This window comes from Spiribacter vilamensis (assembly GCF_004217415.1).
In the GTDB taxonomy this organism is placed as follows: Bacteria; Pseudomonadota; Gammaproteobacteria; order Nitrococcales; family Nitrococcaceae; genus Spiribacter; species Spiribacter vilamensis.
Window position 1 is genome coordinate 599,587 of the sequence record NZ_SHLI01000001.1, and the last position, 14,070, is coordinate 613,656.

The 14,070-nt window shown below is 59.5% G+C and carries 13 protein-coding genes; all 13 read left to right on the top strand.

The window, feature by feature from the left end; translation table 11 throughout:
* The first annotated feature begins 3 nt into the window (after nucleotides 1-3).
* The 13 genes from EV698_RS03000 (at nucleotide 4) to EV698_RS03060 (ending at nucleotide 14,049) form a co-directional block, all read left to right on the top strand.
* A complete protein-coding gene (locus tag EV698_RS03000) occupies nucleotides 4-1,188 on the top strand; it encodes a glycosyltransferase (protein ID WP_130502674.1) in 1,185 nt (394 codons plus the stop codon).
* 18 nt (nucleotides 1,189-1,206) lie between these two features.
* The gene (locus tag EV698_RS03005) at nucleotides 1,207-2,094 is read left to right on the top strand and encodes a glycosyltransferase (protein ID WP_130502675.1); all 888 of its coding nucleotides are present in this window, start codon (nucleotides 1,207-1,209) and stop codon (nucleotides 2,092-2,094) included.
* 8 nt (nucleotides 2,095-2,102) lie between these two features.
* The gene (locus EV698_RS03010) at nucleotides 2,103-2,939 is read left to right on the top strand and encodes a glycosyltransferase (RefSeq protein WP_165385702.1); all 837 of its coding nucleotides are present in this window, start codon (nucleotides 2,103-2,105) and stop codon (nucleotides 2,937-2,939) included.
* Nucleotides 2,940-3,011: 72 nt separating this feature from the next.
* Nucleotides 3,012-4,175: a glycosyltransferase family 4 protein gene (locus tag EV698_RS03015; protein WP_165385703.1), complete on the top strand. Its 1,164-nt coding sequence runs from the start codon at nucleotides 3,012-3,014 to the stop codon at nucleotides 4,173-4,175.
* A 20-nt stretch (nucleotides 4,176-4,195) separates the two neighbouring features.
* The gene (locus EV698_RS03020) at nucleotides 4,196-5,089 is read left to right on the top strand and encodes a polysaccharide pyruvyl transferase family protein (RefSeq protein ID WP_130502678.1); all 894 of its coding nucleotides are present in this window, start codon (nucleotides 4,196-4,198) and stop codon (nucleotides 5,087-5,089) included.
* Nucleotides 5,090-5,831: 742 nt separating this feature from the next.
* Nucleotides 5,832-7,568 carry an ABC transporter ATP-binding protein gene (locus EV698_RS03025; protein ID WP_130502679.1) on the top strand — a complete coding sequence of 579 codons (1,737 nt, stop codon included), beginning with the start codon at nucleotides 5,832-5,834 and terminating at the stop codon, nucleotides 7,566-7,568.
* Complete coding sequence (locus EV698_RS03030) at nucleotides 7,555-8,067, top strand: glycosyltransferase family protein (protein ID WP_207220484.1); 513 nt, start codon at nucleotides 7,555-7,557, stop codon at nucleotides 8,065-8,067. The genes EV698_RS03025 and EV698_RS03030 overlap by 14 nt, the downstream gene beginning before the upstream one ends.
* Nucleotides 8,064-8,567, top strand: coding sequence for a glycosyltransferase (locus EV698_RS03035; protein ID WP_130502681.1), 504 nt, complete (start codon nucleotides 8,064-8,066; stop codon nucleotides 8,565-8,567). The genes EV698_RS03030 and EV698_RS03035 overlap by 4 nt, the downstream gene beginning before the upstream one ends.
* A gap of 9 nt (nucleotides 8,568-8,576) precedes the next feature.
* Nucleotides 8,577-9,281, top strand: coding sequence for a polysaccharide deacetylase family protein (locus EV698_RS03040; RefSeq protein WP_130502682.1), 705 nt, complete (start codon nucleotides 8,577-8,579; stop codon nucleotides 9,279-9,281).
* A 22-nt stretch (nucleotides 9,282-9,303) separates the two neighbouring features.
* Nucleotides 9,304-10,509, top strand: a complete 1,206-nt coding sequence (locus EV698_RS03045) for a glycosyltransferase (RefSeq protein ID WP_130502683.1) — start codon at nucleotides 9,304-9,306, stop codon at nucleotides 10,507-10,509.
* Nucleotides 10,506-11,459: a glycosyltransferase family 2 protein gene (locus tag EV698_RS03050; RefSeq protein ID WP_130502684.1), complete on the top strand. Its 954-nt coding sequence runs from the start codon at nucleotides 10,506-10,508 to the stop codon at nucleotides 11,457-11,459. The genes EV698_RS03045 and EV698_RS03050 overlap by 4 nt, the downstream gene beginning before the upstream one ends.
* A complete protein-coding gene (locus EV698_RS03055) occupies nucleotides 11,456-12,787 on the top strand; it encodes a polysaccharide pyruvyl transferase family protein (RefSeq protein WP_165385704.1) in 1,332 nt (443 codons plus the stop codon). Before EV698_RS03050 ends, EV698_RS03055 begins: the two co-directional genes overlap by 4 nt.
* Nucleotides 12,784-14,049: a Coenzyme F420 hydrogenase/dehydrogenase, beta subunit C-terminal domain gene (locus EV698_RS03060; protein ID WP_239016189.1), complete on the top strand. Its 1,266-nt coding sequence runs from the start codon at nucleotides 12,784-12,786 to the stop codon at nucleotides 14,047-14,049. Before EV698_RS03055 ends, EV698_RS03060 begins: the two co-directional genes overlap by 4 nt.
* The last annotated feature ends 21 nt before the right edge of the window (nucleotides 14,050-14,070 follow it).

Below are 14,070 nucleotides of genomic sequence, written 5' to 3' on the forward strand. Positions count from 1 at the left end.
GTCATGGTGGAGCACGCAACCCGGCCCACCACCGATGTGATCGTGAATACGGCCTCCTGGCTACCGCTGACCGAGCGCTGGATTTACACACAGGTTGCGTACCTGCCTTCATCGATTCGCTCGCACGTCGTATGCCGTAGTACCCGTGATGCAGACCAGGTACCGGTGCCCCGGCTCAACAGTTACGACGCGCTGACACCGGGGGAGAAATGCCGTGTGCTTTATCGTGGCGGCCGACGCCTGGGAGGCCACCTGCGCCGTCGTACCGCGTTAATAGCCCATGTTGCCGAACAGACCGGGGCCGGCATCGTGCATTCGCACTTCGGCTACGCCGGTTACATGGTCGCGAGCGCGGTCAACCGCCTTGGCCTTCGTCACATCGTGACGTTCTATGGTGTCGACATGAGCGCGCTGCCTCAGGCTGATCCGCGCTGGCACGATCGTTACAGCGAGCTGTTCGGACTCGCCGATCGCGTGCTTTGCGAAGGCGAGCACATGGCGGGGTGCCTGGCCGACCTGGGCTGTCCCGCGGAAAAGCTCCGCGTGCACCACCTGGGTGTCGATACCGGCGCGCTCGAGTTCCGGCCGAGACAGCGGCAACCGGACGAACCATTGCGCGTGCTCATGGCCGCGTCGTTCCGGGAGAAAAAGGGCCTGACCTACGGCATCCGGGCGCTCGCGCTGCTGGCCGAGCGAGTACCGGTGGAACTTACGCTTATCGGCGACGCCGGCAGCCATCCGAAATCGGTGGCGGAAAAGCACCGAATCGAGGCAGTCCTGGCCGAGACCGGCCTGATGGACCGGACACGGCTTCTTGGCTATCAGCCCTACGCACGACTGCTAAAAGAAAGCGATGCGCATCATGTCTTTCTCTCGCCGAGCGTTACCGCCAGCGACGGAGATACCGAAGGCGGTGCACCGGTGACGCTGATTGAAATGGCCGCGATCGGCATACCGATTGTCAGCAGCCGACACGCCGATATTCCCGGCGTCGTGGAAGACGGGGTCGGAGGTCTGCTGGCGGACGAAGGTGACGTGAAAGGCCTGGCCGCCTGCCTGGCGCGATTCGTGGACGAGCCGGCACTCTCGTGGGAGCTGACGGCCGCGGCTCGGCGGCATGTCGAGCAGTCCTTCGATGCATCGGCGCAGGGGCGTGCGCTCGCCGCGGTTTATAGCGAATTTGCATAGCAGGTACCAGAGAGAATCATGCGATGCTCGGTCATCATTCCATGCCACAACAACGCCGGTACGATCGCCGGAGCACTTGAAAGTGTCCGGATGCAGGCTTATCCGGCGACGGAGATCATCGTGATTGACGATGCCTCCGATGATGACAGTGCAGCAATCGCGGCCGCGACGGGCATCCCGGACCGGATCCTGCGGGTTGAACACCGAAATGCTGCCGCGGCCCGCAACGCTGGCATTGCGCAGGCGTCATGCGAGTGGGTTGCCTTCCTTGATGCGGATAACCACTGGCTCCTCGATCATCTGGCAACAGCGCGTGTCCTGCTTGAAGCAGGAAATGACGGCGTTTTCTACGCGTCACCGCTCGCCGCCGGGCAGCAAGCCCGTGATGGCTTTGGGGTAATGCGATCAGGTCACCCCTTAAAGCAGGCGGCAACCGGCCTCGATAGAGATACGTTCCTTGACTGGCGGTTGCGATGGGGCTGGGGCTTTCCGACCACGGGGATCGTGATCTCACGATCAATCCTTCAGGAGATCGGCGGCTTCGACGTCACGCAGATCAAGCGACACGACTTTGAGCTGGTGATGCGGGCGATTTGCCATGCCACCTGGTGCGCCACTCCTATCGCGACCTGGTGGTCGCATCCGCCTCGGCCGGGAGATATTTCAGCCGATCCCGTGGATTGTGCGTTTTACGCGTTTCGTGCTGTTCAGCGGAACGAGGCGCGATATTCCGGGCGGCGATTCTCCCGCCTTCTTTCCCGTAGTGCCTATCGTGCAGCGCTCACCGCTTACCGGCATGGCGATCGTCAATCCGTGAGCAACGCAGTCGGCGATGGAAAGCGATACCTTAAAACCCATCAGCTAGCGAGACTATCGCTGGTGACTCTGAGTAATTGGTTCAAATGAGCTCTCGTATGCACGATATCCTGATGATTACCTATAACCGGCCGGTATTCACGCGATTGGCGCTCGAGCAGCTCCTCAGAACGTGCGATGACCAGATGCGGGTCTGGCTCTGGCATAACGGGACCGACCCCGAAACGCTCGCTGTGGTGCATGACCTCAAGGATCACCCAAGTGTGCATTCTCTCCAAGTGTGCGAGGAGAATAAAAAGCTCCGCGAGCCAACTAACTGGTTCTGGGCCAACGCCGATGGAGATTATCTCTCGAAGGTTGATGATGACTGCCTGCTGCCCGAGGGCTGGGGAGCGTCGCTCAGGCACGCCCTTGACGATGCCCCCTCGCTAGGCCTTGTGGCCTGTTGGCGATTCTATGACGAAGATTTCCTGCCAGAAGCAGCCGAGCCCAAAATAAAGGAGCTTCCAGGCGGCCACCGTCTAATGACACACCACCATGTTCAGGGCAGCGGCTATGTGATGAAGCGGGCAGTCTTAGATGAAGCAGGCCCGATCCGCGACACCGAGTCTTTTACCCATTATTGCTGGCGTGTCGCGGCTAGTGGATGGGATGTGGGCTGGTATTTCCCTTTCATTCATGAAGAGCACATGGATGATGCCCGTTCCGCTTATTACCCGTATCACTCGGACGAAGCATTCCTGGCCAAGCGCCCTTTAACCGCCATTAGTAAAAACATCACCTCGCTGGCGGAATGGCGTGCCCGGAGTCATCGGCAGGCGAGGATTCTGCAGACCGATACGACACCGGCCCGCAACCTCATTGGCTGGCGCGGGCTGGTAAGGCGTTTAACCATACGACTGCGTCAGCGAATCCGCCGTCCCGGCATGACTTAAGGGCGGTTTCCAATGGGTGTGCTTTTCATTGCGCCGAGATTAACCGCCGCCTCCCAACTCTGGATGCGACGAATGGTCGATATGGTTGGGGAAGATATCTCGCTTCTTGTTGATATCGAGGAATTACCGGAAGCTTATACGTCACGTTTCGAGACGTTGATACTGAACCGGATCGGGGGGAAGTGGCCAGGTCCATCAGACCGCTTACGCAAGCGCTGTGAGACTTATAAGCACTCACGAATACTGGCGAATGCAGTCGCGCGGGCTGACGTTGATTGCGTCTTTGTCCACTTTCTCGTCTATGCCGTTCGCTATCGGGAAGTCTGGAGTGCCACTGAAAAGCCTGTCTTTGTACATTGCCACGGCTGGGATGTTAGCTGGGATTTACAGCGCGCACGACCCGGTATAACGGGACGTACTCACGTCCATCCACCGGGGTATCAGAAAGCCGCCCTAACACTACCCGACAACGTCAAGTTTATTGCCAATTCTAAAACAACGGCCACTTCCATCGCACGGATCGGCGTCAAGCCTGATCGCATCGCCATGAAATACCTGGGAGTGCCGTGTGAGGACGAAACACCGGAAAAACTGGTCGCTACATCTGATCCATCGAAGCCGCTGAGAATCCTTTATCTGGGCCGTTTTATTGACTGTAAAGGTCCGGATACGACCATCCGAGCTTTCGCCCGAGCTCGTGAAAAGGGGCTTGAGGCGATACTGGTCATGGCGGGGGACGGTCCGTTGAAAACGGTCTGCGAACAACTTGTCGAGATATTGGGGCTCGAGTCGTACGTCTATCTGCCCGGTTCTGTGACTGCCGCAGAGGGTGAACAGCTCCGAGAGCAGTCGGACATCTTTACGGCACATAATCAAACGGGCGGTAATAGTCGTCAAACCGAGGCACTTGGCGTTGCATTCCTTGAGGCAATGGCGGTTGGTCTGCCGGTGGTAACCGGCCGAAGCGGATCCCTCCCGGAAATAGTCGAAGACGGCATATCAGGCATCCTTTTCGAGCCGGGGGATATCGAGGCGCATGCCGATGCACTTACAGAGCTGGCTCATGACCGGGAGCTTCGTCGCCGACTCGGGCTGGCCGGCTATCGTCGAATAAGAAAGGATTTTTCGCTTGGTAGAGAGCGCCATTCACTTCGGGTTTTGCTAGGTCTGGAGCTTGAGCCGGAACTGTCGCGGCAGATCGAGTCGAGGCCGGGTCCCGAGGTTTTCAACCAGTAGGCATATGGGTTTTCTGATAATTGAAAATAGAAACAGCTTTGAGTGAAAAGTTATTCCGCTTGCGCCGGCCGAATCGGGTTGTCAGGATTTGTCAGAAGCTGGGACTAACCAGTCGCCGAAATATTCTGTGGTCGTGGTATGAGCCACGTAATTTCGGCGACTGGGTTGGCCCCTATCTCTTCTGGAAAATGACTGGAGATCGCCCATTATTCTGTCGCCCGTCATTGACGAAGGGTCGGTTTAGAAATCGCGCTGAAGCGATAGCCACAGCTGGATCCATTTTGCGGCATATTACGGTCCCGGAAAGGGTTCATGTTTGGGGAAGTGGAATCATTTCGGCTCATGACGAATTTCAGGAACCATTGGAAATTTACGCAGTTAGGGGGCCGCGCTCGATGAAGCGGGCTCATCAGCTGGGTTACGAGTGTCCAGATATTTTTGGCGATCCGGCTATTGTACTGCCTAAGGTGTACGCTCCGATAGTTGAAAGGAAATACCGCCTTGGGATTATCCCGCATTATTCTGACTTCGAGAAAGTTTCTTTGTTGCTTCAGCATAGATACGACTTACATGTTGTAGATGTCACTCAAAGCGTAGAAACAGTGATTAGCGAGATCTTGAGCTGTGAAGCAACACTGGCATCGTCACTTCATGGACTCATTGTTTCACACGCTTATGGATTGCGGTCTACATGGATTGCATCGGAAGATCGGTTGATCGGTGATAACATTAAATTTGTTGACTATTTAGAATCTGTTGGTTTGTATGGAATGACCGAGCCAGAGACAGTCGACTGGCATCAGTCGGCTGACAAGCTAGAGAATCTGGCCACTCATCAATTCAATGTCGAGCAGGAGCGGCTTAGCATTCCGCTTCTTGAAGCATGTCCGTTCCTGGAAAAAACAAATGAATAATCTGCCTTTAGCCGGTCATAACCAGTATAAATTGCCTGTCCGCTGCGGAAGAAAAAAGTCATAAAAATTCCGGATTATTCACGCACAGCCATGACTTCGAATCGCTTGTAGATGTTTTTGTGAAATCTGTTCTCGGAGGGTGGGGAAGAGGAGCACGACACATACACCCGGACCACTTAGCGAAACGCGGATCTAAAGCCGTTTCAGTGTTATAAACGGCCTGCAGAGGCGATGTCGCGGCTTGAATCGCGCTCGTCTCGGCCCATTGATGTGCTTTATGACGGTTTTGTCGTTTGGTTGCCGGTTTCAAAACACACCTCTTCTCCGGAACGCGGGCAGTTGTTGCTGACCGATGATCACGCGCGGCATGCGCTCCAGGCCAATCGGCGGGCGTCCGTGCTTGCCGCCCCAGGATAGAACCCCTCAAACTTGGCAATCAGCGTTTCCTTAAGGATATGGCAGTCATCTCTGACTGCCGATAGACAAAAACTGATCTACCACTGTTCGCATGACCGCGCTGAGAGATCGGTAAACGAAAGCCACCGTTCAAAAGTCCCAGGGGCTGAGTAAACTCGCGACGTTCAGTGCCTTTCCTCGCTTTTTCGGGCACAGAGGCGCCGTTCAGCCAGTGAAAGTCTGTATGCTCTGAATCATGGGGATCAGGGAAGGAATGTAGGTGCTAGGGAAGATCCTGTTTTTACTGTCCCGCAGGGAGAAACGCCGGGGTGCGCTGGTCCTCGGCATGGTGATCGTCATGGCGCTGCTCGAAACGGCAGGCGTGGCGTCGGTGATGCCGTTTCTGAGTGTGCTGAGCAATCCAGGCGTGGTCGAAAGTAATCCACTCCTCCGAAGGCTCTATGCGATGCTGGGCGTTGAGTCGGTGGACACGTTCCTGGTGGTCCTCGGTGCCTCTGTTTTCTGTCTCCTTATTTTCTCGGCGCTGTTTCGGACGGTTACGCATTTTGCGATGAACCGGTTTATCGAAATGCGTCGACACAGCGTCAGTGCTCGCCTGCTGGAAACCTACCTGCGTCAGCCCTACGCTTTTTTCCTCGATCGCCACAGCGGCGATATGGCCAAGAATATCCTCTCTGAGGTGGATCAGTTGGTGGCGCGTGTGTTTCGCCCGGCCATGTTGTTGGTAGCGTACAGCGTGGTCGTCGTCTCCATCGTGGCCTTGCTCGTCGTAGTCAGTCCGGTGCTTGCCGGGATTGTGGCCCTCGCGATTGGTTCGATGTACGGGCTGATTTATGTCGCTGTTCGTACGCCACTGGGAAAGATCGGACGAGAGCGCGCCCGCGCCAACCAGGAGCGCTTTGAGGCCGCCGGTGAGGCGCTCGGCGGCATCAAGGACATTAAATTGCTGGGGAGGGAAAACGCTTACCTGCAACGCTTCCTGCGGCCATCGATAACCCAGGCCCGTAACCAGTCCACGACACAGACGCTCGCGGAGGTGCCCAAATTCCTGATCGAGGCAGTCGCAATGGGGGGTATTATCGCTCTGACGCTTGGGCTCATGGCGATTCATGGTGGTGTAGAGGGAGATGGTCTGGGACAGGTTCTGCCGGTGCTCGGGCTGTATGCCCTCGCGGCGTATCGAATGCTGCCCGCCGCCAATCACATCTATGGTGGCGCGGCACGGATGCGCTTTGGCGAAGCCGCGCTGGACAGCGCTTACAACGACCTGCGCTATCGCGCTGAGCTTTGCGAGATTCGCGGCCGAATGCCAGCTCCGATGCGTCCACGGTACGAAGTAGCGCTGGACCGGATCAGCTTTACCTACCCGAACGCGACGCAGCCCGCGCTTGAAGAGATTGCATTAACGATTCCCGTGGGCAGTTCTGTCGGGTTGGTGGGAAGTACCGGGGCAGGTAAAACAACGCTCGTGGATGTGCTGCTCGGGCTCCTGCGTCCGACTGAGGGCGCGTTGCGCGTTGATGGCGAACCGGTGACCGAAAGCAACCTGCGCGCCTGGCAGGGCGCGCTGGGCTACGTGCCACAGGATATCTTTCTTACCGACTCGACAGTGACCGAGAACATCGCGCTCGGTGTTCCGCCGGCGCAGATTGATCATGAGCAGGTCGAGCGCTGCGCCCGCATGGCGCAGGTTCATGACTTCATAATCCGGGATATGCCCGATCAGTACGAGACGATGGTCGGCGAGCGCGGCGTGCGCCTGTCGGGGGGGCAGCGCCAGCGAATCGGGATTGCCCGCGCGCTCTACCATGATCCCAGTGTGCTGGTGTTCGATGAGGCGACGAGTGCGCTCGACAGCGTGACCGAGAAGGCGGTGATGCGGGCGATAAATGACTTGCACCACGAAAAGACCATTATCCTCATCGCGCATCGGCTGACCACGGTCGAGCACTGCGACCAGGTCGTTCTCCTCGAGCATGGCGCTGTCGTTGCCAGGGGTGGTTTCGAGGCACTGCGGGCTTCCAGCGAAAAGTTTCGGGAGATGGCGGGTGCAAGAGTCTGAGCGGCAGAGCGCGATAAATGCCCGACCCCGCGTGCTGCTCATCGCATCGGGCGGTGGGCACTGGACGCAGCTCCTGCGTCTGCGACCGGCCTGGGTTCGCTGTGATGTCGCCTATGCCACGACCGACGCCGGCTATCGGCCGGATGTGATTCGAGCGGACGACATTGATCCGCCACGGTTTTATGTGATTCCGCCGGCCAATATGCACCATAAGTTGCGCCTTGCCTGGCAGTTCCTGGCGGTGGTGCGGTTAATAGTCCGGGAGCGGCCGGATGCCGTTGTCACGACGGGCGCGTCGGCCGGGTATTTCGCGCTGCGATTAGGTCGAATCCTTGGCTCACGCACGGTTTGGGTCGACAGTATTGCCAACGCGGCTGAGCTCTCGCTCGCGGGACGGCGCATCGGGCCTTATGCCGATCTATGGCTTACACAGTGGCCGGAACTCGCCGGTGAACCCGGGGCAGGCGATCGACCGGTGTTCCGAGGCGCGGTTATATGATTTTGGTGAGCGTTGGCTCCGAATTGCCATTCGACCGCTTGGTACGCGGCGTTGATATCTGGCGGGCTTCTCACCCCACTGTGGCGGTCTTCGCGCAGATTGCCGATCCGGGTGGGCAGGGCTATTACCCGCAAAATATCGAGTGGGCACGATTTCTGACGCGGGACGAATATGACCGCCGATTCGCCGAAGCCGATCTGGTTGTGGCCCATGCCGGTATGGGGTCGATCATTAGCGCGCTGGTAACCCCCAAGCCCATCGTGATCATGCCCCGGCGAATGGCGCTGGGCGAGGTCCGCAATGACCACCAGTTGGCAACCGTCGAGAAATTCCGGAATCACCGCAACGTTCATGCTGCTGCAAACGAGGACGAATTGCCGGCGGCCATCAATGCCGCCCTTGAGCCGGGGGCAACCGATCAGTCCGACGTAGCGCAGTTCGCCGATGCGAGCCTGATCAATGCCGTGCGAATGGCGATCCTGGGACAAACGGGCGATTAGGAAAGGGGGGTGCAGGTGATTATTCTTCTTCTGACCGGTTTCGCCCTGATCATGATCTGGTTCGGCCTCCCGATGATGCTTCGCGCATTTCAGACGCGGCAGCTCCATCAAGCGTGTGTCGCCCGACGGGCTATCGCGCTGACCTACGATGACGGTCCCAGCGCCGATGTCACGCCGCAATTAAGTGCGCTCCTCGGCGGTCGCGACACGCCCGCGACCTTTTTCGTGATCGGTCGGGAAATCGACAAACGCGGCGATGTCGTCGATGAATTACGCCGCCAGGGTCATGATGTGGGTAATCACACGCAGAGCCATATCAACGCCTGGAAGGCCGGCCCCCTCGCTGCTGCAAGGGATATGACCGGTTGCCAGCGCAAATTTTCGCGCGCTGACGCGGTCCCAGGTCTCTTTCGGCCCCCATTCGGTAAGGCGACCGTCGCCACGGTCCTCCAGGCGATCGCGATGCGGCTACGTTTCGTTTACTGGACCGTCGATACGCAGGATAGTTGGAATCGTCGCGCAATCGATTCGGTGATTGATGAACTGAGTACGAGGGGCGGCGGCGTGGTATTGATGCATGATTTCTCTGCACCGCGGCGCGGGCCGACGCCATCACGGCATAAAGAGTATGTGCTCGATCTCACGGCCGCGATCATCGATTTCGCGCGGCAAAACGATTTTCAGCTGGTACGCGTGAGGGATTTGCTGGTTTAACAACTGAGCCGAGGGATAACGCGTGGATGGAGCCGACAACAAACCCTACGACAGCGTCATCTGCTTTGGTGGTGTGGACTGGTGGTATCACAACCGCGGCCATTATGACCTGCAGATCATGCGTGAAATCAGCCGGACGATGCCCGTGCTCTACGTCAATTCCATTGGCATGAAGACGCCGCAAGTGAGCGAGGGCGGCATGTTTTTCCGTCGCGTGCTGCGCAAGCTGCGGAGCCTGCGCCGCGGACTCCACTGCGTATCGAATAATTTCTTTGTCTACTCCGCACGGACGCCACCCGGACCGGCGCTGGCATCACCTTTTTTCGCGCGCCAGCTCGCACGCCAGGTCAACCGCTGTGCCCGGCGGGTCGGGTGTCAGCGACCCCTGCTCTGGATCGCCTGCCCGCCGGCGGGGCACGTGCTCGATTACGTCTCCCATACGGCACTCGTCTATCAACGCACAGACCGCATGGAGGCCTTCACCGGCGTTGATCATGACTATATTGCCGGTCTGGACCAGGATTTGAAGGCACAGGCGGACGTGACCGTGTTTTGCGCGACGTCGCTCTACGAGTCGGAGCAGGCCGATTGCCGCCGGGCCGCGTTTATCGACCACGGCGTGGACTTCGATCGATTCGCGCTCGCGGGCACGACCCAAGGGGATGAGGCAGAGCCAGGGGATCTTCGTGATATTTCGCGGCCACGGGTGGGCTTCATCGGTGGAATCGATGCACACACCTTCGACCCGGCCTTTTTCAAGACCGTGGCAGAACAACTGCCGGATATCTCTTTCGTACTGGTGGGGGCCTGCTCGCTGCCCGAGGACTGGTGCGCATTGCCCAATGTCCACTTGCTGGGGCAGCGCCCCTACGCATCCGTACCGAGTTACATGGCCGCTTGCGATGCCCTGATCATGCCGTGGAACCGTAACGAGTGGATCCACGCCTGCAACCCGGTCAAGCTCAAGGAATACCTGGCGATCGGTCGGCCCGTCGTAAGCACACCATTTCCGGAACTGGCCCACTATGGCGACGAAGTGATCGAGGCGGACACGCCCGAGGCGTTTGCCCGGGCAATCCGCAAGGCCCTTTCCCATCCGGGTGATTCAGAGGCGCGCCGAGCGCGGGTTCGCGGTCATACCTGGGCGCAGAAGGCAATCGATACGATCGCAGCGCTGGAAGCGGCGGGCCTGTCCGCGGAACTTCGGCAAGAGCCACCGTTATCATGAGTGATATGGCCCGTCTGAGTGTCATTATCGTCAGCTACAACACGCGTGATCTGACGCTTGCCGCCATCCGTGCGCTCTACGAAAACGCGGGTCACCCCTTCGAGCTGATCATCATCGATAACGCCTCCGACGACGGATCGGCGGACGCGATCGAGGATGAGTTCCCAACGGCACGATTGATTCGTTCCTCACGCAACCGGGGCTTCGCCGGCGCCAACAACGAGGCGGCCCGATATGCCACGGGCGATGCGCTGTTATTGCTGAATCCGGACACCGAGGTCCTACCCGGGGCAATCGACCGCCTCATGGCGCTGCGGGCGGAATGGCCACAGGCAGGTGTCTGGGGCGGGCGTACCATTTACGCTGACGGTACGCCCAATCCTGCATCCTGCTGGCGTCGCCAGACGCTCTGGAGCCTGCTGGTTCAAGCCACCGGGTTGTCCTCGCTGGCACGGCGTTCGCAGTTACTCAATCCCGAGCGGGTGCTGAAACTCTCCCCGAGCGAGCCGACGCCGGTGGATATCGTCTCCGGCTGTCTACTGCTTATTGATCGAGCGCTTTTCGAGCGTCTCGGAGGGTTCAGTCCGCGATTTTTCATGTATGGCGAAGATGCGGACCTGTGTCTGCGGGCACAGGCGGCGGGGGCACGGCCGATCGTTCACGCGGATGCGTGCATTGTCCACCACGGGGGCTCCTCGGAACGGGTCAGGGCCGACAAGCTGGTTCGTCTGATCACCGCGAAGTCGACCCTGATCCAGGTGCACTTCCCGCGCGGGCAGAAACACCTCGGACTGGCACTACTGGCGGCCTGGCCGTTGTCGCGCATGCTGGCCCACCGGCTCCTGAGCGGTCTTGGCGCCCACCGCTACCGGGAGCAGGCGAGGGCATGGTCCCGGGTCTGGTCACGACGCGGCGAGTGGCTCGCCGGATTTCCGGAGCCGGTTGCATGAAGCCGTCAGAGACCGGTAACGCCGCGCCCCTCCGGATCGGTGCGTTCGGAATGGCCCCGGACACGGCGAACATGGGTGTTTCGGCGCTTTGCAAGTCGTTCCTCGCGGCGCTGAAAGAGGCTCTGCCCGAGGCTGAGCCGGTAATTTTCGACTACGGCAAGGGGATTCGCCGCTCGACACTCCGGGTCGGCGACGATGATATGCCCATTCTGCTCTGTGGTGCCCGCGGCGGACGGCGCTTTTACCGTCGAGAGAATCTCCACACCATGGCGGCGCTGGCACGATTCTCCCTTCTCGGCCAATACCACCCGATGCTCCGGCTGATCGATTCCTGCGCCGTGATCGTCGATGCCTCGGCCGGCGACAGTTTCAGCGATATCTACGGGCAAAGCCGGTTTCGCAGCATCTGCCTGCCCAAGCTCATTGCGATCCGCCGGAGGCGTCCGCTGCTCCTGCTGCCGCAAACCTACGGGCCTTATGCCGATACGCGGAATGCGCACTGGGCCCGAGATCTGATCATGCAAAGCGATGGCGCCTGGGCGAGGGACGATCATAGTCTCGAGGTGATGCGCCACCTCCTCGGTGAGGGATTTGATCCGGCACGACATTGGTCGGGTGTGGATATGGCCTTCGGGTTGCCGGCGCGCTGGCCGGAGCATCCGGATAGGCATGATCTCGAGGCATGGCTGAATGACGGTTCGCCGGTTGTCGGGCTGAACATCAGTGGCCTTATCTGGCATATGGGGGATGAGGCCCCGCGGCGCTTCGGTTTTCGCGCGGACTATCGTCAACTCGTTTGCCGGGCACTGCACTGGCTGCTCGAACACACCGGGATGCGTGTCCTTTTGATCCCCCATGTACTGGCCGCCGACGGGGATCCGGAGTCGGATCGAGACGCGGCGCGGGCAGTACTCGCAATGTTTAACGATTCGGGCGATCGCCTACGACTCGCGCCGGCAGACCTCGACGAACAGGAACTTAAGGGACTGATCGGCCGCTGTCACTGGTTCTGCGGCACTCGCATGCACTCGACGATCGCGGCGCTCTCCAGTGGCGTGCCTTCGGCGAGTGTTGTATACAGTGATAAGGCAAGAGGGGTTTTTGCCTGCTGCGGTCAGGAGGACCACATCATTGATCCACGCCGTCTGGACACCGACGCTGCTCTTGCCGGGTTTCAACACTCGTTCCATGCCCGCGAGGAGGCACGAGCCAGTCTTGTCCCGGCCCTGGAGACGGTGCGGGAAAAACTCACCGAGCAGAATGCCGCGATTGCCCGCTTTGCCCGCGACAACGCATCGCGATACGAAAGGTTGAGTAGCGATCGATGACGAAAGCCCGGCTCTCGCTTCAGCAGGTGGTGGATGGCGGTCTTTGCAGTGGCTGTGGTGCCTGCGCCTACGCCCAGCGTGATGAGATTCGCATGACGGACGTTCCCGATGCCGGACTGCGTCCGACTCCCGTCGATCCCGAGGCGCGAACGCTGCCCGAAGGCGATGGCGCCGCCGTTTGCCCGGGCGGCGAACTTGGCCTCGATGCCAGTGACTTCGGGACTGACACCATCGCGGATCTGCGTGCCGGATGGGGGCCCGTCCGCCAACTCTGGGAAGGGGCTGCCGCCGATAACGAGCTCCGTTACAGCGGCTCCAGTGGCGGCGCCGCCTCCGCGCTCGCGCTGTATGCACTGGAGGCCGAGCAGTACGAGGGAGTGCTGCATATCGCGGCTCGCGAGGATATTCCCTATCTGAATCAGACCGTGATCAGTCGATCGCGGGCCGAGCTTCTCGCACGTACCGGATCCCGTTATGCACCGGCGTCGCCCTGCGATGGTCTCGCGGCGATCGAGGAAGGCGAGGGACCGTTCGTGTTCATCGGCAAGCCCTGTGATGTCGCTGCGACCCGCAAGGCCCGCCGTTTGAGGCCGGAACTGGATCGCAACCTCGGGCTCACCATTGCTTTCTTCTGCGCGGGCGTACCGTCCACCCGAGGTACCCTGGAAATGCTGGAGAAAATGGGTGTTTCCGATCCATCGACGCTGCGATCGCTGCGCTACCGGGGCAACGGCTGGCCGGGTAAAGCGACAGCGGTCTATAGCGACGAGGGGGATGGAACGACAAGTGCCCAGCTTAGTTACGAGGAGTCGTGGGGGAGCGTGCTCACCCGACATGTCCAGTGGCGCTGCCGCCTCTGCGCGGACCACACCGGTGAGTTCGCTGATATTGCGGTTGGAGATCCGTGGTATCGGCCCGTCGAGCCCGGCGAGGCTGGATCCAGTCTCGTACTGGCGCGAACGGAGCGCGGTCGGGATTTCGTCCTTGGTGCAATGACAGCGGGTTACCTGATTGCGAAACCGGCGGCGCCTGATGTGCTACCCCGATCTCAGCCCAATCTGCTCAGCGTTCGCGGCGCGGTATGGGGGAGAATCATGACGCTCAGGCTGATCGGGGCCTATAGCCCGTCCTTTCGAGGTTTGAAGACGTTCCGGTTCTGGTGCAGCCAGCTCAGTCCAAAGGCAAAGCTTATGTCCGTCGTCGGAACCATCAAGCGATGCCTTAAACGGCGTATGCATCCTGCGTTCCACCGATCCAGATAATTCGTCTTTGTAAAATTAGGA